Origin of the sequence: Isobaculum melis, assembly GCF_900111355.1 — a bacterium.
Lineage (GTDB): Bacteria > Bacillota > Bacilli > Lactobacillales > Carnobacteriaceae > Isobaculum > Isobaculum melis.
The window spans coordinates 69,554-90,440 of the sequence record NZ_FOHA01000008.1 but is presented as its reverse complement, the minus strand read 5'-3'; the positions used below and the strand labels follow the sequence as shown (position 1 = coordinate 90,440).

The 20,887-nt window shown below is 34.9% G+C and carries 21 protein-coding genes; 8 read left to right on the top strand and 13 right to left on the bottom strand.

Going from position 1 to position 20,887, the window contains the following annotated elements; translation table 11 throughout:
• Nucleotides 1-7: 7 nt before the first annotated feature.
• Complete coding sequence (locus BMW29_RS07760; RefSeq protein ID WP_092652098.1) at nt 8-883, bottom strand: GRP family sugar transporter; 876 nt, start codon at nt 881-883, stop codon at nt 8-10.
• Nucleotides 884-1,067: 184 nt separating this feature from the next.
• Between BMW29_RS07760 and BMW29_RS07755 the strand changes: the two genes are divergently transcribed.
• Both BMW29_RS07755 and BMW29_RS07750 read left to right on the top strand, forming a co-directional pair.
• Nucleotides 1,068-2,339: a BaiN/RdsA family NAD(P)/FAD-dependent oxidoreductase gene (locus BMW29_RS07755; RefSeq protein ID WP_092652096.1), complete on the top strand. Its 1,272-nt coding sequence runs from the start codon at nt 1,068-1,070 to the stop codon at nt 2,337-2,339.
• A gap of 140 nt (nt 2,340-2,479) precedes the next feature.
• Nucleotides 2,480-3,544, top strand: coding sequence for a hypothetical protein (locus tag BMW29_RS07750; protein ID WP_092652094.1), 1,065 nt, complete (start codon nt 2,480-2,482; stop codon nt 3,542-3,544).
• Nucleotides 3,545-3,807: 263 nt separating this feature from the next.
• Here the strand turns inward: BMW29_RS07750 and BMW29_RS07745 are convergent, their stop codons facing one another.
• From BMW29_RS07745 to BMW29_RS07730, 4 genes are all read right to left on the bottom strand, one after another.
• On the bottom strand, nt 3,808-4,503 hold the full coding sequence (locus BMW29_RS07745; protein ID WP_177165712.1) for an ABC transporter permease: 696 nt from the start codon (nt 4,501-4,503) through the stop codon (nt 3,808-3,810).
• A gap of 1 nt (nt 4,504) precedes the next feature.
• A complete protein-coding gene (locus BMW29_RS07740) occupies nt 4,505-5,422 on the bottom strand; it encodes an ABC transporter ATP-binding protein (protein ID WP_092652090.1) in 918 nt (305 codons plus the stop codon).
• Between the two features lie 168 nt (nt 5,423-5,590).
• Nucleotides 5,591-6,415 carry a Fic family protein gene (locus BMW29_RS07735; protein ID WP_092652088.1) on the bottom strand — a complete coding sequence of 275 codons (825 nt, stop codon included), beginning with the start codon at nt 6,413-6,415 and terminating at the stop codon, nt 5,591-5,593.
• Between the two features lie 31 nt (nt 6,416-6,446).
• On the bottom strand, nt 6,447-7,625 hold the full coding sequence (locus BMW29_RS07730; RefSeq protein WP_218139656.1) for a class I SAM-dependent rRNA methyltransferase: 1,179 nt from the start codon (nt 7,623-7,625) through the stop codon (nt 6,447-6,449).
• Between the two features lie 183 nt (nt 7,626-7,808).
• Here BMW29_RS07730 and BMW29_RS07725 point away from each other — a divergent pair, with 183 nt between their 5' ends.
• From BMW29_RS07725 to BMW29_RS07715, 3 genes are all read left to right on the top strand, one after another.
• Nucleotides 7,809-8,243, top strand: coding sequence for a GNAT family N-acetyltransferase (locus tag BMW29_RS07725; RefSeq protein ID WP_092652084.1), 435 nt, complete (start codon nt 7,809-7,811; stop codon nt 8,241-8,243).
• A 158-nt stretch (nt 8,244-8,401) separates the two neighbouring features.
• Nucleotides 8,402-9,892 carry a phytoene desaturase family protein gene (locus BMW29_RS07720; protein ID WP_177165711.1) on the top strand — a complete coding sequence of 497 codons (1,491 nt, stop codon included), beginning with the start codon at nt 8,402-8,404 and terminating at the stop codon, nt 9,890-9,892.
• A gap of 1 nt (nt 9,893) precedes the next feature.
• Nucleotides 9,894-10,472 carry a TetR/AcrR family transcriptional regulator gene (locus BMW29_RS07715; RefSeq protein ID WP_092652080.1) on the top strand — a complete coding sequence of 193 codons (579 nt, stop codon included), beginning with the start codon at nt 9,894-9,896 and terminating at the stop codon, nt 10,470-10,472.
• 14 nt (nt 10,473-10,486) lie between these two features.
• Here the strand turns inward: BMW29_RS07715 and BMW29_RS07710 are convergent, their stop codons facing one another.
• The 5 genes from BMW29_RS07710 to BMW29_RS07690 all read right to left on the bottom strand — a co-directional run bounded on the left by BMW29_RS07710 (nt 10,487) and on the right by BMW29_RS07690 (nt 14,063).
• A complete protein-coding gene (locus tag BMW29_RS07710) occupies nt 10,487-11,125 on the bottom strand; it encodes a VanZ family protein (protein WP_092652078.1) in 639 nt (212 codons plus the stop codon).
• 350 nt (nt 11,126-11,475) lie between these two features.
• Nucleotides 11,476-11,733, bottom strand: a complete 258-nt coding sequence (locus BMW29_RS07705; protein WP_092652076.1) for a Veg family protein — start codon at nt 11,731-11,733, stop codon at nt 11,476-11,478.
• 122 nt (nt 11,734-11,855) lie between these two features.
• Nucleotides 11,856-12,743 (bottom strand): 16S rRNA (adenine(1518)-N(6)/adenine(1519)-N(6))-dimethyltransferase RsmA, encoded by an 888-nt coding sequence (gene rsmA / locus BMW29_RS07700; RefSeq protein WP_092652074.1) that lies wholly within the window; start codon nt 12,741-12,743, stop codon nt 11,856-11,858.
• Nucleotides 12,733-13,296, bottom strand: a complete 564-nt coding sequence (rnmV, locus tag BMW29_RS07695; RefSeq protein WP_092652072.1) for a ribonuclease M5 — start codon at nt 13,294-13,296, stop codon at nt 12,733-12,735. Before rnmV ends, rsmA begins: the two co-directional genes overlap by 11 nt.
• On the bottom strand, nt 13,293-14,063 hold the full coding sequence (locus BMW29_RS07690; protein WP_092652070.1) for a TatD family hydrolase: 771 nt from the start codon (nt 14,061-14,063) through the stop codon (nt 13,293-13,295). The genes rnmV and BMW29_RS07690 overlap by 4 nt, the downstream gene beginning before the upstream one ends.
• 249 nt (nt 14,064-14,312) lie before the next feature.
• Here BMW29_RS07690 and BMW29_RS07685 point away from each other — a divergent pair, with 249 nt between their 5' ends.
• Nucleotides 14,313-14,762 carry an ASCH domain-containing protein gene (locus BMW29_RS07685; RefSeq protein WP_092652068.1) on the top strand — a complete coding sequence of 150 codons (450 nt, stop codon included), beginning with the start codon at nt 14,313-14,315 and terminating at the stop codon, nt 14,760-14,762.
• Nucleotides 14,763-14,820: 58 nt separating this feature from the next.
• On the opposite strand, the gene BMW29_RS07680 is transcribed toward BMW29_RS07685, so the two are convergent.
• Together BMW29_RS07680 and BMW29_RS07675 are read right to left on the bottom strand one after the other, a co-directional pair.
• A complete protein-coding gene (locus tag BMW29_RS07680) occupies nt 14,821-15,021 on the bottom strand; it encodes a hypothetical protein (RefSeq protein ID WP_092652066.1) in 201 nt (66 codons plus the stop codon).
• Between the two features lie 66 nt (nt 15,022-15,087).
• Nucleotides 15,088-15,456 carry a DUF6483 family protein gene (locus tag BMW29_RS07675; RefSeq protein WP_092652064.1) on the bottom strand — a complete coding sequence of 123 codons (369 nt, stop codon included), beginning with the start codon at nt 15,454-15,456 and terminating at the stop codon, nt 15,088-15,090.
• 476 nt (nt 15,457-15,932) lie between these two features.
• Here BMW29_RS07675 and BMW29_RS07670 point away from each other — a divergent pair, with 476 nt between their 5' ends.
• Nucleotides 15,933-17,231 carry a nucleotide sugar dehydrogenase gene (locus BMW29_RS07670; protein WP_092652062.1) on the top strand — a complete coding sequence of 433 codons (1,299 nt, stop codon included), beginning with the start codon at nt 15,933-15,935 and terminating at the stop codon, nt 17,229-17,231.
• 255 nt (nt 17,232-17,486) lie between these two features.
• Nucleotides 17,487-18,722, top strand: coding sequence for a glycosyltransferase family 2 protein (locus BMW29_RS07665; RefSeq protein WP_092652060.1), 1,236 nt, complete (start codon nt 17,487-17,489; stop codon nt 18,720-18,722).
• Between the two features lie 114 nt (nt 18,723-18,836).
• On the opposite strand, the gene metG is transcribed toward BMW29_RS07665, so the two are convergent.
• Nucleotides 18,837-20,867 carry a methionine--tRNA ligase gene (metG, locus tag BMW29_RS07660; protein WP_092652058.1) on the bottom strand — a complete coding sequence of 677 codons (2,031 nt, stop codon included), beginning with the start codon at nt 20,865-20,867 and terminating at the stop codon, nt 18,837-18,839.
• Between the last annotated feature and the right edge of the window lie 20 nt (nt 20,868-20,887).

Here is a 20,887-nt window from a genome sequence, read left to right as displayed (position 1 = left end):
ATTTTCCTTAACTCCCACTTTTAATATAGCCAATCAACACACCGCCCACAATAATCAGCAAGCAGCCAATCACAATGGAAATAAATTGCTTCTTGGTTTTCTTCTCTCCTAAAAATAAAATACCACCAAGTGTTGAGATAATAATACCTGTTTGAGAAAGAGAAAAGGCTACTGCTAAGCCAACTGACTTCATTGAAATTAGCATAAAGATATTACCAATCCCCCACAGGATGCCCGAAACAATATTTCGAAGCGTATATTTATTATAAACGTCTTGATTAAAAGACATCAGCATCCCACCAAGTAACATGCCCCCTGCTTGAGGTAAAATAACTGCAATTGGATTCACACCTGAAGCGTTAATTGTCACTGAATACAGCACATAGCCCACTGTAGAAATAGCAATCGCACGAAATCCCTTGCTAAACTCATTTTTAGTTTCCCCAGAGCCTACTGCTGGCGCCGCTTTTTTATCACGAAGTGACGTCAAAACCACACCGAGTATTAAGATGATTAAAGCCGTTGTTCCAAGTATTGTATCTCTTGTTGTGACCCATTCTTTAAATAAAATCACACCTGCTAAGGTATTTCCCATTAATTGAAAGCCGGTAGAAATTGGTAGTGCGGTGGACACGCCAATAAAGCTCATACTTTGAAATTGTTGATTTTGTCCTAAAGCCCAAAACATACCCGATAATAGGCCCACTCCAATAATAAACCAATCCATTGTTGGTTGGTAAACAAAAAAAACACCTAGTGAGAACAAGAATGCACCAATCGTCATTCCTAGTGTTTGATTATAGGCATTTCCGCCCATTTTCCCACTGACTAAACCAATACTCCCCCACGCAATAGCTGGTATGATTGCAATCAATAAAGTCATTTTTTTCCACTTCCCTTACTTCATTTTCCGTTCAATTAAACTCATCTCTTAATGTAACAATGAAACCTCTTCCAGCGCAAGCATATTCATCTATTTCTCATTAAATTCATTCCTTTCATTGTCTAAACTTTTAAGTATATGTTACATTTATCTAGAAAAGAATAATAAAGGATGGCTAAAATAAATGGATCAATATGATGTAATTGTGATTGGTGGCGGTACAAGTGGCACCATGGCTGCGATTGCTGCAGCAGAAAATGGGGCAAAAACCCTTGTTTTGGAAAAAAATCCTACTTTAGGAAAAAAATTACTGGTAACAGGTGGTGGACGCTGCAACGTTACCAACAATCGTGATGCAGATGACATTATTGCCCACATCCCAGGTAATGGACGCTTTTTATATAGCGCATTTAATCAGTTTAATAATCATGATATTATGAATTTTTTTGAATCAAACGGTGTGCGCTTAAAAGAAGAAGATCATGGAAGAATGTTTCCTGTAACGGATAAATCAAGAACGATTTTAGAGGCTTTATTAGCTAAAATGAAAGCACTAGGTGTTGAGATTCGTACAAATGCAACAGTTGCAGCTGTACAATATGAGAATCAAGCTGTTAAAAGTGTGCGTTTAGCAGATGAAACCGAAATTTTGTGTCAAAAAGTTATTATTTCCACAGGTGGTCGTGCCGTGCCTCGCACAGGTTCAACTGGAGATGGTTATAAATGGGCCAAAAAAGCTGGGCACACCCTGTCACCACTTTATCCAACTGAAGCGCCAATTTTATCTAGTGAGCCTTTTATTGAAAACAAAGAATTACAGGGCTTATCCCTTAGAAATATTGCACTTAAAGTCATCAGTCAAAAACAAAAAGTAGTCATTAGTCACCAAATGGATATGATTTTTACGCACTTTGGGGTTTCTGGTCCTGCTGCCTTACGCTGCTCCATGTTTGTTCATACAACCATGAAAAAAGACCAAACGGATACTGTAACGATGAGTTTAGATGCGTTACCAGAACTTTCTCTTCCTGCTTTAAATCAGCAGTTACAACAATTTCAAAAAAATGAAGGCGATAAAAGCCTTAAAAATGCCCTTAAAAATCTATGTCCAGAGCGGTATTTACTTTTTCTATGCAAACAAGCAACGATTAATGAGCAGCTACCACTGAAACAAATAGAAGAGCAGAAATTACAAATCCTGCAACAACTATTAAAGGATTTTCGATTCCAAGCCAATGGCACTTTACCTTTAGAAAAAGCCTTTGTGACAGGAGGCGGGATTTCTACAAAAGAAGTTCAGCCTAAAACGATGGAAAGTAAACTGATGCATGGCCTTTATTTTACTGGTGAAATTCTTGATATTAATGGTTATACAGGTGGCTATAATATCACAGCTGCTTTCATTACAGGACATATCGCAGGAATGCACGCAGCTCAAAGTTGTGCTTCATTCTAATTGATTCATCTTTAAAGCTCAAAAAAATAACAGTCAGCTGTTGTTTTTTTGATTTTACTTTTTTTACTGTTTATGTTGCTTCTTAAATCAGCTATAATTAAGATAGTTAGAAATTTAGTGCCATTATAAGGAGATGTGACATGAAAAAAAATCGCTATACATATCTATTATCTATTTTGTGCTTCACTTTTTTGATTCTCAGCGGATGTACTGGAAACAATGCTAAGAAAAGCTTTTTAGAAGCCATGAAAGAACCTACTAAAGAGGAACAGCAGACTAAGGAATACAGCTTTGCTATTGCAAATATAGACTTTTCTAAAGAAACAGATGCTTCATTAAAAATGGGCTTGTCCATGTTAGAAAAAATTGAACTATCCGGAACCAATACATTTGATCCTGAAGAAAACATCTCAAAATCTATGATGACATTAAGTCTAATGGGATCAGATATGACATTTGAGTCAATAACAGATGAGGCTTATACTTATACAAATATTGAGTCTCTTCAAACAACGTATGACCTGATGAATCAAATGGGTAGTTTGAGCAATCCATCTGCAAAATCTGAAACAGCCTTTTTCGGAGACTTAGTCAAGGAAAATCATTGGCAAGGCAAATATATCAAAACATCTTTAAATGCTAAAGCTATAGGCGAAGATAAAAATGAAGTACCTAGCCAAAAAGATATGACCGCCTTATCTCAAGTACTCTCAAAAGAAATGTACAACTATTATCACAACCTTAGCAATAAAAAATTTAAGCAGCAAGGTGATTTACTAACAGTTGAATTAGACAAAAATGATTATCAAAAATTATCAAATTTATTACTAAAAACCATTCATAGTAAGCCTGAATATGAAGCTGCAATAGCAGGTGTTATCCCTGGAATTGACCTTGATATGATTGATTCTCTGATGAGCAAGAATGTTTTCTCTGACTTTAAAAAAATTGATTTTACCATAACCATTAATCAAAAAAACAACGCCTCAGCAATAACGCTTACCATGTCACCAAAAGATGCTAAGCTGTTTAAATCCATCACAATTGAATTTAGTAGCAATTCAATCGATTTTGAAGGGACACCTAAACTACCAGCAGAAAACCAAGTGATTCCTGAAGCAGAATTCACTGAAACACTGAATCAATATTTCGTTGAAAAGCACTATCAGACAGATAATGATTCAGAGCTTGATGAGGAAGAATAATCTTGAGTTAGATAAATAAAACAACGATTTTAGATAAGTGAGCGATTTTGAGCTAATCAGCTATTATTCAGCTCTACTTTGTCTCATTTTTTTAGGAATCTTGTCCCTTAAAATCTTAATTTGGGGTTACCACTACAAATCATCAGAGACCGAAGCAAAACTAATTTGTAGTTTTGCTTCGGTCTCTTTCGTTTTCACATGATTGATATGCATCATTCTTAATGGCTGCTGTCTTGGTTATTAAGAGCTTTATACCACTCATTTTATAAAACATCTATTTGATTAATCTTACGATAAGACAACATGCCAATGATAATCCCAACAATACTTAAGCCAATTTGTAGTGCTGCAAATTGGAATAAACTACCTTGACCATTATTACTAGTTAAAATGACCGCAATCACAACGCTACTTGTAATAGTCGTTATCGTTGATTTATTTAGCATACCAAAGAATAACGGAATTAAACCTATCCCAGCTACAGCTATCGCGCTTAATAGAATTTCTAGAAAATGATCCCCTAACATCGCTGGTGTAATGGCTTCTGGCACCAAATTCAACAATGGATTTAAAATCGAAAAAGCTAAGATTTGAAAGATACTTGAAAAAATCATCGCTGTAACTGAGAAAGAAAAGACAATCAGTAATTTTGCTTGCATTAATTTTTTTCTAGCAATTGGATAAGTAAACAGCGTTTGAATCATTTTATTACGATATTCCTCAATGACAACGCGCGCCAACACGACTGCTGAAAAGATAATAAACGTGGCATATAACAAAGTACTATTGAGTGACATTAATGTAAGCTCTGAATCTTCAAAAATACTTTCTCCTGACAATTTCCCACCAATAATCATCAATAACATCACTGCAACAATGATGATATTTGACATTACCACTCCTTTCCAATACCCCATCATGTTATGCTTTTTCATTTCTAATTTCATTAATTTCTGCATCTTATTTTCCACTCCCATTGATCATATTTAAGAAATAGTCTTCTAGTGTATTCTGTTTTGCTTCCATCTTTTCTACTAAAATCTGATTGAGGACAAGTACTTGATTTATTTCACTTTGTGCATGTGTTTGCTCATAAATTCTAATGGTTTGTCCATCTAATACCTTAAAGTTTTTAAGCCCTAATTTTTCAGCTAAAATATAACTAGCTTTCTCAGCTTGATCAACGGATAGTTCTAAATAAGCAGTCATTTCTGCTTTAATTTCTGATAACCGCACTTCTTTTAGCACTTTCCCATGATTAATAACCCCAATTGTATCTGCAATTTGTTCAATTTCTGACACAATATGACTTGAAATCAGTACTGTTATACCATATTCATGAGAGAGTTTTAAAATCAGTTCTCTAATTTCTTTAATTCCAATTGGATCCAAACCATTAATTGGCTCATCTAAAATTAATAATTCTGGTTTGGTAATAATCGCTCTTGCAATCCCAAGTCGTTGCTTCATTCCTAGGGAAAATTCTGTGACCCGTTTATCACCCACATCTGCTAAGCCCACAATTTCTAGTGTTTCTTGAATGACCTGTTTATCATAAAAGCCAACATATTCACAATGGATAGCTAAATTTTCTGCTGCTGTCATTTTATCGAAAAATATTGGGTATTCAATCATGCTTCCGATACGTTTTAAATAGGTATAATCATCTTCTTTAAGCGTTTCACCAAACACTTTTACGATACCAGTTGTTGGTTTAACTAAATTTAACAATATTTTCATGATGGTTGTTTTACCAGAACCATTGGGACCTAAGAAACCATAAATTTCGCCTTTGTTGATTTGAAGATTTGCATTTGAAATGACCGCTTGTCCGTTAAAACTTTTATTTAATTCTCTTACTTCAATTACTGTCTGCATGTATTTTCCTCTTTTCCTCATTATCGCTCTTGCTGAACTACCTTTAGTATAAGTGGCAGACCTGTCAGATCTCTTACCTAATTCTTACAAAATTCTTACAAATCCAGCAGCCAACAAAAAAGCTAACGGATTGCGTTAGCTCATCATCAATCATAACATGACTGCTTATTATTTTTTATCCTTTTTTCTCTTTAAAGCTGTGGCTTTAATTAATTGCTGATCGGCTTGTTCATTTAAAATTGATTGAGATAAATAAGATTCGATAAAATCTGTTTTACAGTCCTCAATCCCTTGCATATAGACACTCTCTTTTATCCGTTGATAATATAAGTGATAACCATGATGCATGGCAATTTTTCTAAACAAAGCTCTTGAAGCTAAGCCATTCCCTTTAGTAAACGGATGAATAAAATGAAGCTCTTTCACTAAAGGTGCATATTTTTTGATAAATTCTTGCTTTGTTGGAAAATAATGAGCAGCCATAATCTCTAATTCTAAAGAAAAATCTCTCGTTGCTTCTGGAATAAGACCTGGTAAGAGAAAATAAGTATGACCTCTTGTTCGTCTTGCTTTACGATAAGTTCCTGCCCAAGGGTATAAATCTTGATAAATAAATGCATGCATTTGTTGGATATAGGTGCCTGCTGCTTGATTTCGATAAATTTCCACATCGATTAATTCCATTAATCGCTTTAAGATCAATAACCGTTCAATATGTTTATACTCATTGAAATCAGTTGTTGAAAAATACGTCCTATATCTAGGCTGACTAAGCATGGTGCGAACCTTTTCTATCGTTAACGGTTCACTAGGTGTTTGTTTTAACGCCGCTAAACTCTCCTCAAAGGTTGATTGTTGCAGCAAAAATGCCTGGCAGATTTGTGTTTGCTCCTCTGAAAACAGGGTTCCATCTAATTCAATAGAATGAATAATGGAATGAAAATGCTTTTGAAAAAATGTTGATGTCGGTTCTAAGTTGTTTGTCACACTCATTTTTTCCCTTCTCTATTTAATTTTTATCTTACTATTTATTACGAATGATGCAAACCTTCAAGTAATTCCCTTCTGGAAAGCTTGTAGCAACTTTGAAATCCACTGGCAATTGATACTCTGCTTCAATCTGATAGGCTTTTCCAGTTCGTTGAAAGGCCTGATGAATCATCTCCTTAAATTTATCCATATTAAACTGAGCTGCATTCGTTGAAGCAACAATGATGCCATTGCGTTCAGTAAGCGCGATAGCATCTTCTAACAAGCTCGTATAATCCTTTGCTGCACTAAAGGTTCTTTTCTTTGAACGGGCAAAGCTTGGTGGATCTAATATGACCGTATCAAAGGTGAGTTCTTTTTTGACTGCATACTTAAAATAATCAAAAACATCCATCACATAAATTTTCTGTGATTCAAGTGGTAGTTGATTCACTAAAAATTGCTCTTTTGTTTTTTCTAAGCTGCGATTTGCTAAATCAACACTTGTAGTGGTTGTAGCACCGCCCATTGCTGCAGCAACAGAAAATGCCCCTGTATAAGAAAAGGTATTTAACACATTTTTACCTGCTGCATACTGTTCTTGAATGGTTCTACGGACTTCTCTTTGGTCTAAGAAAATCCCTGTCATCATCCCCTCATCCAGATAAGTGGCATATTGAATGCCATTTTCCTTGATGATTAATGGTTCTGGTGCTCGGTTACCCCATAAAAAAGAAGCTCTTGTTTGCCCTTTTGGTAACTCATATCTAAATTTTTGATAAATCCCAATAATATCTGATAAGGCTTCTTTAAAGCCCTGTAAAATCATCTCATGATGACGATAAATTCCTTCACTATACCAAGAAAACAGATAATAACCTGCATAATAATCAATCGTTAATCCACCTAAACCATCGCCTTCTCCATTGAAAAAACGAAAAGCTGTGGTTGCTTCATCTTGATACAGATGTGCTCGTTCTTGATAAGCAAGTTGAAATTTTTTCGTAAAAAAAGCAACATCTATTTTTTCATTTGGTTGAAAGCTCAGAACCCAACCATCCCCTTTATTTTGGGTTGCAAGATAGGCTGTTGCTAAAAAATGATGTTCCTGATCAACTAATGTAACCACATCACCTTCTTGATAATTTGGCACTTTTACAAAATCGTCTTTCACTAAAAGCGGATACTTCCGCTTTACATGTGAGATGGCTTTTCTTCTCAACTGAATATTCATACTCATTCTATTTCCTCGATTATCTCTATATTTTATTTATTCAAAACGAAAGCTATTCATCTTTTGTCATTTCCCTACTTTTTTATTATATCATAAATTTCATTCGTTGAATGGTCTTTCTGTTAATTATTTATTAAAAATAGGGTATACTAACCTTAATTACTGAGAAAAGGGGGCATAATCATGAACTGGCAAGTAAAAAAATTTGATGAACTTTCAACACGAGAATTATTTGAAATTTATTATGCGCGTACTGAAATTTTTGTTGTTGAACAAAATTGTCCTTATCAAGAAGTAGATTATGCTGATCTGATTAGCACACATGTTTTTCAAACAGAGGATGAACGGGTTATCGCTTATGCTAGAATTATACCTGAAGAAGATGGCATTCATTTTGGTCGTGTTATTGTTAAAAAAGAAGCACGTGGCAATGGCTTAGCTAAAGCACTTATCAGTGAAGTCTTAACACAGATTGAATATACTTATCCAAATCAACCTGTGAAAATTCAGGCGCAAGCCTATTTAGAAGCATTTTATGGAAGCTTTGGATTTAAAGCTGTTTCAGAACCCTATTTAGAAGATGATATCCCTCATATTGATATGGTTCTTCAAGCTTAAAACGAATGTCCCTTTTTCTATCTTTTCTAACATATGAGATAGAAAAAGGGATGTTTTTTCACTTTCATTAAACATTCGTTCAATAAAATCTTGACTTATTCATCCGGTATCGTTTACAATTAAACCAATGAACAATTGTTCAACGAACGGAGGATATGATGAAAAAGAAAATAATTATTATTGGTGGCGGTATTTCAGGTTTATCAGCTGGCATCTACGCACAAAAAAATGGATTTGAAACAACAATTTATGAAAAACATACAATGTTAGGTGGGCACTGTACCTATTGGGACCGTAGAGGTTATACCATAGATGGTAGTATTTCTTATTTAACAGGAGTGAAACCTAACGAAGATCTTTATCAAGTTTGGCAAGAATTAAAGGCCTTTAAAGATGAGGAGATTCACTACCAAGATGTTTTTGCTACTGTAGAAAATGAAACAGCTCAGCTTCACTGGTATCGTGATTTAGATAAATTAGAACAGCATTTAATAGAAGTCGCACCAGAAGATACACTACATATTCAAACACTCATTCATGATATTAAATTAATGCAACATATTAAAATTCCTGCAAAAAAATCCATGGAAAGTATGCATCTATTGGATTGGATGAAGCAAATAAAACAAATGGGGCCTGCATTAAAAATATCAAATAAATATCGAAAAATGACGGTTATTGAATTAGCAAACCAATTTAAAAATGAATTGATTCGCCAAATCATTACAGCATTTGTACCTAGTGGTTTCCAAGCAATGGCCTTTATGACAACCGCTGCTAATTTCGCAACCAACTATTCAGCTAAAATTTATGGTGGCGCTAAGACTCTTGTCAATAACCTCATCAAAGAATATGAAAATGTAGGTGGGACTGCCTATTGTGATCAAGGAATTAAAAAGATTCTTGTAGAAAATCAACAAGCAATTGGGGTAGAATTAGAGAATGGAGAACACATTCATGCAGATTTTGTGATTGCTGCCTGTGATCCAGCACTTACCTTTCAGCATTTTTTACCAATGCAATATACCAATAAAGATTATGCACAGCTGATTTCTAATCCAGAAGTAGGAAAAACTCATAGTATGATTCAATTATTTTTTGGTGTTGATTTGGATTTAAGTAAGTATCCTTCCTTTTATATCAAAAAAGGCGAGACCTATTTAGATGCTAACCAGCAAGAGACTGATTTTTTTGCATTTGAACACTTTTGTGAAGATGATGACTTCACTGCAACCACCGGGAAAAGTATTCTTAAAATCGGTATCCCTACAAAAGATTATGCATTATGGAAGAATTTAGATCGAAGAAGTTACTATCAAAAAAAGAAAGAATTGCAGCAAATGTATAGGCAAAAACTGATTGAGGTTTTACCAGAGATAGAAGGAAAAATTGAAATGGTTGATATGAGTACACCTGTAACAATTGAGCGCTACTGTAGCTCTTTCGAAGGTGCTTATATGGGCGTAGAATTAACACCAGCGTTAAAAAAACAGTATTTATCAAATAGTATAAAACATTTAAATAATGTGGTTCTTGCTTCACAATGGACGATGCTTTCAGGAGGACTACCTACAGCTGCCTTATCAGGAAAATTTGCCATTCAAAAAATTTGTAAAAAAGAAGGATTAACATTTAAAGGGGTCAGTTAAAATGGGAAAAAGGGAAGAACAAAAATTAGAACGTCGTCAGCAGATTCTTGATGTCAGTCTGAACTACTTTGTAACACGAGGATATCATGGAACAACGATTCGCGATATTGCAAAAGAAGTAAATATGAGTGTTGGCTTGATGTTTCATTATTTTGAGAGTAAGGAAGTCCTTTATACAGAATTATTGAAGTATGCTGCTCAAGGCTCTTCTTTTACTCAACAGATGTCGTTTGAAAATCAAACACCATTAACGATTTTTAGTAAGATCAGCGAGATGATTTTTGACTCTTTTACAACCTATCCTCAAAGTACTAACTATTTTTTACTGGTTAAACAAGCCTTAAGCGCAACTTATTTAACAGAGGAAATGCAGGAAATCATTAAAAGCATGAATGCCATTAATGCTTTTGTACCACTAATCGAAGCTGGGCAGCAACTAGGCGAAATCAAAGATGGTGAGCCACTTGCTTTATCTATGGCTTTTTATTCAGCCATTCAAGGGATTGCCGAAAGCTTAGTTTGTTTTCCTGATCTTCCGATTCCAAAAGCCGAATGGATTGTTGCTATTCTAAAAAAATAGGTTAAAAGGGGCACTCAATCCTCTTTTAACCTATTTTTCACCTTGTTTTTCACCCAAGAAATCCCACTAAATACTAAAAGACCAAGCAATGTCCCTAAAGTATTAAAAATCACATCATCAATATCTGAAATCCCTGTTTGAAAAATGAATTGCATCACTTCTATTGATAATGAAACGCCAAAACCAATCAACAAGGTTTTTATTTGTTTTGATTTTTTTAATAAAGCTGGCAACATCAATCCCATTGGTACAAACCAAAAAATATTACCAAACAAATTATAAATAAAATCAAATAATGTTAAGCCATTAGTTAATTTAAGCGTTTCAACAAAGGGCTGCCAATTCACATGATCTAAGCTTCTTAATTGTTCAAATGCAGTACTAAAATTAAATCCCCATCTAAAAACAGTTAATTGATACAGTAAAATGACATAAAAAACAAAAAGCCACAAAATGATTTCTTTATTTTTTCGAACGATTTCTTGTTTACTTTTTTTTCTCAATAAATAAATCAGGCGATAAATAATCCAAAAGAGATAAACTTGCAAAGCTTTATCCAAACTTCTAAAGCTTAAATGAACTAACCAAAAATGATTATAGCGGCCCCCAGCAAGTTGCTCTAGCCAGTCATATAGACCTTGTAAAAAAAACATATCCAGGGAACCTCCTCATAAAATCATATCTTCATTATACTAAATAATCCTTAAAATAGGATTAAATGATCATCAATCATCATTTAATTTTTTCTAAAGATTAGGATTTGTCTGAAAACTACGGCGGCGAATATTTTCGCGATGCTTCTGTAACTCGTCGTCAGAAATACTCGCTTATGCACCACATAAACTGTGTTTTTTCCCTAGATTTCCACAATCATCACTGAAAAATTCGGATGCCACCATAGTTTTCAGACACACCCTAGATTAGAATTTAAAAGCTACGTTGATATCTTAATTTTGGCAATAAAAAAAAGCAAGCTAATTAAAAGGCTTGCTTACATACATACTTACGCATATTGACTATTTGCTTCATCGAAGAATTGAATCTCCACAGCTTGTGTTAAAATATCTGCATAACTGTAGGATACGCGATCAAAAGCATTTTCTCTTTGATCTAAATCGACTACAAAAACTGCAGGGTAGGTTTCTCTCAATATACCCTTACGTTCGGTCTTTCGCTTGCGTCCCACTTGAGCGGTCAGCATAATCTTCTTACCTAATTGACAATCCAAGTGTTTTTTAATACTTGCTAATGTTGCTGGCATATAGATTCACCTCACTAGCTAATAGTATACACTAAAAAAACAGAATTGTCAATTATATCATAACAGCTATCGGCCTGCAATAAAAAAGTCTATTTTCTTTCTAGTTTTTTATTTACCGTTTTTTAGCGCGATAAAAATTGGTAAATTGCATCTGATAGCTTACCAAATTCTGCTACTGTCAGCGTCTCTCCACGTCTTTTTGCATCAATCCCACTTACTTGTAAGGCTTGCTCTAAAGCCTCTTTAACAGCTGGTTCTTTGCCATAGGTTGCAAGCAAGTTATTCCAAAGCGTTTTTCTTCTTTGCACAAATGCCCCTTTGACTAATTTAAAGAAATGGACTTCATTTTGAACGGTAACCGCTGGTACTGCTCTACGTGTCAGTCGAATAATGGCCGAATCTACATTGGGCTGTGGCATAAAGACTGTTTTTGGCACAATAAATGCTACTTCTGCTGTCATATAATATTGAATCGCAATGGATAATGAACCATAAGCTTTGGTACCAGGTTTTGCTGTAATGCGATCCGCTACTTCTTTTTGCATCATAATGACTAAACCATCAATTTTCACTTCTGAAGCTAAAAAATGCATAATGATCGGCGTTGTAATATAGTAAGGTAAATTAGCAACAACCATTAAACGTCCTTCATCAGAAAAGTTTTCTGCCACTAATGCTGGCAAATTCGCTTTTAAAATATCTGAATGCACAATTTTGATATTGTCATAGGGCGATAAAGTATCTGCTAAAACAGGCAATAAGCGATCATCAATTTCAAAGGCCATGACTTGATGAGCCGCCCTTCCTAAATGCTCTGTTAAAGCACCAATACCAGGCCCCACTTCTATCACATTGGTTTCCTTATCTAAGCCAGCTGCTTGAACAATCTTGGTTAAAATATTTGGCTCAACAATAAAATTTTGCCCTAAGCTTTTTTTAAATGAAAAACCATATTTTTCTAGAATCTCTTTGGTTCTAGTTGGTGTCGCAATATCTTTTCTATCCGTCATTTTCTTCCTCCAAAACTTGTCTCATTCCTTGAATAAAGTGATCTTCGGTAATTTGAAACATCTCTAAGCGTTTACTTAGCTGTTTTCCATTGGTATAACCAATTCTCAGAATTTCACCTAATCGTTCTCTTCTTTTTTTCGCATTGGCACCGCCAATTAAGCCTGCTGCTAGTAGTAATTCATCTGCAATCAGCTGCTTCGTTTCAATATAAGCAGGATAAGCTTTGAGTAGCGCCTGCTGAATCACTTCTGTTGCAGCATGTTCAATTCCTAGACTGCCTTTTTTATCGGGCACACCTTCTGCAACAGTAATAAAAGCATGCTTGACACCTGGTACTTCTTTAGCAATAATTTTCCTGATTTTTTCACCTGAAAAGTCTGGATCAGTGAACACAATCACACCCCGGGTTTCTTGCGCTATTTGAATCTTTTCTAAAATTTCTTCATTAATTGCAGAACCTCTCGTTTCAATCGTATCTGCCTCTACAGCTAACTTCACTTGTCTTGTGTCATCCTTGCCTTCAACGACAATAATTTCTTTGATTTTCTTCATTCAGTTAACCCAAATAAACGATTGGCATTCGCCATTGTGATTGTGGCAATTTCTTCATAACTCATGTCCCTTAACTTCGCAATTTCTTTTGCGACATATTGCACATAAGCTGGTTCATTTCTTTTGCCACGATAAGGAACAGGAGCCAAATAAGGAGCATCTGTTTCAATGAGCAATTTATCAATCGGAGCATTTTTCGCTGCTTCATGAACATCAAAAGCTTTTTTAAAGGTTACTACACCGCTAATAGAAATATGCATATTTAAATCTAAGAAGCGTTCCATCCAAAGGGGTGTTTCGCCAAAAGTATGCATAATCCCACCAATATCCTCTACATGCTCCTCTTTTAAAATACGATAGGTATCTTCCGTTGCATCTCGCATATGAATGGAAACAGGTAATTTCATTTGTTTTGCCATGCGAAGCTGTCTTCTCAAAACATCTGCTTGAACATTTTTAGGGGAAGTATCCCAGTGATAATCTAAGCCCATTTCGCCTACTGCTACGATTTTCGGCTGGTCAAATAAGGACCAAAGCCATTCTTCATTTTTCTCTGAGAAATGAATCGCTTCTGTTGGGTGCCAACCTAATATATTATAAACCTCTGAATAGTCTTTACTTAGTGTCAAAGCACGGTTAATTGTTGCTTCATCAAAACCAACGACTGCCATTCTGCTGACATCATGTTCTTTTGCACGCCTAACAGCTTCTGGAATTTCTGCTTCAAATGCCACATCATTTAAATGTGTATGTGTATCAAATAACATGTCTTTACTCCCTCTCTAACAACTTGCTTTTCTATAGTCTTTATACTATCACGTGAACTGAATTATTGCTATGAAAACAACAGAAAAACACTAGGCGAACAACGAAAGAATTCGGTCATTTTAAGTAAATAAAAGGTGTGATGCCTTTTGATCTGTCTTTAAAAAAAGCTTTACTGCTTATGATTTTATCCTATATTTGTTGATACTACTTTTTATATGGTATAATCCATTAAAAAAGGTGGCAATGATATGAACCAAGAGACAAAAGACTATTGGCAAACCTTTGTAGCAAGAAAAAAATTACCCACATCAACGGCTGTCACTGCCTGGCAATTCGGTTCAGCTCCTGATGAATTGGCACAACTTGTGATAGCTGGTATTAAAACAGCTACTTGTTCCGCCGCCATTTTTTATGAGCTGGAAAATGAGCCTTATCCTAGAATTGATGAATATAGTATCATTTTAAATCGTCAGGATTTACCTGTGGCTATTATCCAAACAACTGATGTAACCCAACTTCCAATGAACCAAGTCCCAGCTGCCTTTGCTATAGCTGAGGGTGAAGGAGATTGTAGCTATGACTATTGGTACCAAGTACATCGTGATTTTTTTACTGCTGCATTAAAAGAAATTGACCAGTCATTTTCAGAAGATTTACTACTCGTCTGTGAACGATTTAAAGTTGTAGACACAAAATAACCAGAGACACATAGTCTCCGGTTATTTTTTATTCTACATCTAAAACTATGTATCCTATCTACCAGCTGCCTATAAATTTTGAAATGGCATCCAAAAGTCCTGGTCCAAATATGCCAATAATACCAGCTAGTGGTACAAATACCCATACCCAATGATACTTTCCTGATTCTGCTTCCAAATCCGCTTGATCTAATTTCAACCGTAAATTTTCATTTTCCAAACGTAATCTTTCAATTTCTAGTTGTACATCCTCCGACATCTTCATTCCTCCTCTGCCACTTCATCATGCTGTTTTTATTATAACTGATTTCATTAAGCTTCTACATCAGTCCTTAGCCTTATTTAATGAAGCCAATAATTCTTCTTTCCCTTGAATCATTTCAGCTTTAGAGAAGTCAGCAGCAGCCAACGCTTCATCACTTAATTTTTCCAACTCCATATAAAACCACTCCCCTAATAGTCGCATATCTTTGTCAGAAATTTGTTCTTTTAGGGCAAATAAATAATTTTCTGCTGCATTAATCTTATGTGCTACAATCATTCGCATCATCATTTCTTGAATGGACAAACCATCTCCTTGTGCATCTGCTTCTAGCTTTAACTCAACGGTCTCTGCCTTTTTATTAAATAGCGCTCCAGCCATCAAGGAACTCCCTTCAAATTCTCTCATAAGGTAATCTTCATTCATTTTCATGTTATCCCCCCTCGTATTATTTATTATACACATTTAGACAAACAAAGTATCTATTCATTTAAAGAATAGCAGTCTAAAAAATATTCTCGCTGCTAAAATCAACTATTTAACAAAACAGAAAAACTTATAAAAAACTGTTCACATTCCCTCTAAAAAAAGTTATACTAATATTATTAAAATCTTTGACAAATAAGAGGAAAACAGCTGTTTTAAAGTTTTTCTCCACAAAACCAAACTATTAAAGCATAAAACAATATACTAAAAACATATTGAGAAGAAACTTTAAAAAACGCTTCTACCATTATCTTTAAAGTAACATTTAATTATTAATTAATAGCATAATGGTAAGGTTCAAGAATATTTATTCTTCTCGCCCCAACAAGAGACGCATTAAAAAATTGCAAATCATCATCAAATATTTCGCGTCCACACAAAATTGATGATAGATATTGCTATAAAATAAAGGAGTGTGTCTCATGAGTACGATAGAATATGATCAATTATTGACAAGCATTACAAATTATCAAGCTAAAATAGGAATTATTGGTTTAGGATATGTTGGCTTACCCACCTGTCTAACCTATGCAAAAAAAGGATATCATGTTTTAGGTTTTGATATTGATGAATTAAAAGTAGCGAATATAAACAATGGGCTGAGCTATATTGAAGATGTGACATCAAATGAACTATCAGAACAGGTAAGAAAAGGTACTTTACTTGCAACAAATGATTTTTCAGAAATACATAGCAGAGATATTCTATTAATTGATGTACCAACGCCTGTCCACGATAACAGAACACCAGATTTATCTTATGTAAAAGAAGCTGCTGAGAATATCGTCAAATATGCAAGAAAAGGTCAACTGATTATTTTAGAAAGTACAACCTATCCTGGCACAACTGAAGACTATTTAGTAACCGCATTAGAAAATAAAGGCTATATAATTGGAGAAGATCTTTTTGTTGCTTATTCCCCAGAACGTATAGACCCTTTAAACCATCTTTATACACATGAAAATACATGTAAAATAATTGGTGGGCATACGCCAAATTGTGCAGCATTAGCAAAAGCCTTTATCGGAGAAAATACATATCTTGTAAAAAATACACAAACAGCTGAATTGACTAAATTATATGAAAACACATTTCGTTTTGTTAACATTGCCCTTGCGAACGAATTAGCACTAATTAGCAATGCAATGTCAATCAATCCTTATGAGGTTATCCAAGCTGCAGCAACCAAACCATTTGGCTTTATGCCTTTTTATCCAACTGTTGGAATTGGTGGTCATTGCATTCCTGTCGATCCGTATTACCTCATTTGGCATGCTCAAAAATATCGAGTGGACTTACGTCTTATTCAAGCTGCAGGACACATTAATGACAGCATGATGTCTTACACTTTACAAAAAATCATTAAAATATTGAATGAAAGTGAGCGTGCAATCAAAAATAGTCGCCTCATCATATTAGGCGCTAGCTATAAAAAAAATATCTCTGATACAAGAGAGTCTGCGGTCCACACATTGGTTCAAGAATTAGAAGCTTATGGTGCAATCGTGGATATCATGGATCCTTTAGTTGATAAAATTGAAATCAATCAGCACGAGAGAGCTATCAAAAAAGTAGACTATCAACAATTACATACTTATGACTTAGTCGTTTTCTTAGTCGATCATCAGGCATTTAACCAAACTGAAATTGTCAATAATAGTAAATTAATCCTTGATACAAAAGGAGTTTTAGCGAATAAAGAACATGTTTTTTATTTATAACGCTAGCTCTCCCACTCTGTTTACAGAATAGGCCTTCTATTTTTAGCTTGCAACAAGTACAGGGGAACGCTATTATATAGTGATAACATTCAACACTTTGAATACTTTGAGAATAACTCATTTCAGGAGGAAAATAATGCTTAACCTAACAGGTCTAATTACTTTATGGATTGCTATTTTATTAGCATTGGGATGTCTTATTTATAAAATCTTAACAAGAAAAGAGAAATACATAAAAAATAGAGGTGCTAAGCATTGAGAAATAGATTTTTTTTAAATCTCATGATATCCATCACAATGACCATTATCTTTGCAGTTGTTTTATGGGTTTTATTTTTAAATCAAAGTTCCTATGTCACTACTTTCGTTTGGATTTCAGGGGCTATTATTGTTTTAATTTTCTTTTATACTTATACTTTTCGCTGGCTACCTAAAAACGCTAAACTAGATAAGCTAAAAAATGCTAAAGTCGTTGCTATTATTCCAGCTTTTAACGAAGATGCCGATTTATTAAAAGCAACCATTCTTTCTATTAAGCGACAAAGCTACTCTGTGGCAGAAATCCATGTGGTAGATGATGGCTCCAAACCAGCCGTTATCCCTTTTGATTGCCCAGGTGTTCATTGGCATGTACAAGAAAATAAAGGGAAGAGGCTAGCTCAAGCACTGGCTCTAAAGTCCATTGATTCCGAAACAACTGATTTCATTTTAACGGTGGATTCAGATTCTGTTTTAGAAGATGATGCTGTCTATCAACTAATGTTGGCCTTTGAACAAGATGAAAAATTAAAAGGCTGTACAGGTTTTGTCGTTACAAGAAATTATAATCATAATTTGATTACACGTATTTCAGATTTAAATATTGGGATTTCCTGTGTCATCACACGCCCATCACGTTCCATCACTGGCTCACTTGAAACGACTTCCGGCGCATTGGCAATGTATCGTAAAGAAATCTTTTTTGATAATATTGACCACTATATCACAGCAGGTACTTATAGTGATGATAGACAGCTTTGTTTATACTGTGTGATGACAGGAAAAGCTACAGGTGTTCAAGAATCCGTGGTCTACTCTGCTATGCCAGAAACATTTTCTGGTTTAGTAAACCAACGCAAACGTTGGGGAAAAGGTGGCTGGAAATATTTTCCATTTCAAGTTACCAATCTTTCAGTTGTTGATTTATTCTTTCCTTTTATTGGTATGGTTCAATGGCTAGCTACACCTGTTTTTATGGTCACATTTTTTTATGCCATTTGGGTTGGCTACTATCCTTTTGTGATTTTTTATATCATCATGCGTTTAACGATTCGCTATTTGGAAGCCGCTTTATACTTAATAGGTGCACCACATATGAAGCCACTTGAAAAATTTGCAACCTGGTTATTGATTACACCTTTAGAGGTTGTTTTATCTTCTTTTATTTTAGTTGTTGTAAAATTTATGTCTTTATTAAGCTTAAAAGAAGACGGCTGGTTAACAAGAGGCTAAATTGATTGCTTTTGAAAAAATATAAATCTAAAAAAAAACACATGAAATGCAGACAAGCATTTCATGTGTTTTTTATTTTTATTGTCTTAAGCAAAGGCACCTTATCCAACATTCTTATGCGATTTCAGCACCATTTGGCATTTCTTGAGGTGCTTCTACAATTTGTAATTTCCCATCTTTTTCAGCCGATAAAATCATGCCTTGGCTAATTTGACCACGCATTTTACGTGGTTTTAAATTCGCGACAATCACAACTTTTTTCCCAACTAAAGCTTCTGGATTTGGATACCATTCAGCAATTCCTGAAAGAATTTGGCGATGGCCTTTATCTCCTGCATCTAATTTGAATTGTAGTAATTTGTCAGCACCTTCAACCTTACCACAAGCAATGACTTCAGCGACTTTTAATTCTACTTTATCAAAGTCTTCATACTTAATTTGTTTTTCTTTTGTTGAAACAAGTTCTGTTTCTTCTGGATTCCAAACGGTTTCTTCTGACATTGCGGTTTCCTCCTCAGTAGGTTTTACGCCACCTGACATGGTTGACTGAATATAAGCTACTTCTTCTGCCACATCCAATCTTGGGAAAATTGGCACACCTTTTGCAACGACTTTTGTACCAGCTGGAATATGTCCGTAACCTGAAAGTGATGTCCAAGTTTTAGCGTCTTCACTTGTTAAGCCTAATTGCTCAAAGATTTTTTCTGGTGCATTGGTTAAGAATGGTTGTAGCATCACTGCAATCATGCGAAGATTTTCTGCTAAGTGAACCATCACATTCCCTAGCTCTGCTTTTTTCGCTTCATCCTTCGCTAAAACCCAAGGCGCTGTTTCATCAATATATTTATTCGTACGCGAAACAAAAGCCCAAACATGAGAAAGCACAACAGAAAATTGCATTTCCTCCATATTCTCTTCATATAACGCCACAGTTTCATCTTTAAAAGCTTCAATTGACTTGTCAAACTCAGTCATCGCACCTTGATAAGCAGGAATTTCACCATCAAAATATTTATTAATCATTGCCACTGTACGATTTAATAAGTTTCCTAAATCATTAGCAAGATCATAATTCATGCGAGCAATAAAGTCCTCTGGTGTAAATAAACCATCTGAACCAAAAGGTACCTCACGCAATAAATAATAACGTAAAGCATCTAAATCATAACGGTCAATTAACGTAATTGGGTCGACAACATTCCCTTTAGACTTAGACATTTTGCCATCTTTCATTAATAACCAGCCATGACCAAAGATTTTCTTCGGTAAAGGTAAGCCTAACGCCATTAATGTAATCGGCCAATAAATTGTATGGAAACGAATAATTTCTTTCCCAACCACATGCACATCAGCAGGCCAATATTTTTGGAAATTGCCTTCATCATCTGAGCCATAACCAAGTGCAGTAATATAGTTACTTAACGCATCAATCCAAACATAAACCACATGCTTTGGATTACTTGGAACAGGAATGCCCCAATCAAAGGTTGTTCTTGAAACAGCCAAATCTTCTAGACCAGGTTTAATAAAGTTATTAATCATTTCATTTTTACGTGATTCAGGTAAAATAAAATCTGGATGACTATCATAGTATTCAACTAGACGGTCTGCATACTTGCTCATACGGAAGAAATAAGACTCTTCTTTTACCAGCTCTACTTCATGACCACTTGGCGCTCTTCCACCAATTACCTTACCAAATTCATCTTTATAGACTTCTTCTAATTGTGTTTCAGTAAAATATTCTTCATCAGAAACAGAATACCAGCCTTCATATTCACCTAAGTAAATATCCCCTTGATCTAACAACTGTTGAAAAATCTTCTGAACGCCTTTTTTATGACGTGGCTCAGTTGTACGAATAAAATCAGTATTCGTAATCGCTAATTTTTTCCATAATTCTTGGAAACCAGCTGCGATTTCATCCACATAAGCTTGTGGTGTTACACCTTGTTCTTCTGCTTTTTGTTGGATTTTTTGACCATGTTCATCTGTTCCAGTTAAAAAGAACACATCAAAGCCTTTTAAACGTTTATAACGCGCCATAGCATCTGCCGCAATCGTTGTATATGCATGTCCAATATGGGCTTTTGCACTTGGATAATAAATCGGTGTCGTAATATAAAATGTATTTTTTTCAGCCATTTCGTTGCCTCCTAAAAGTA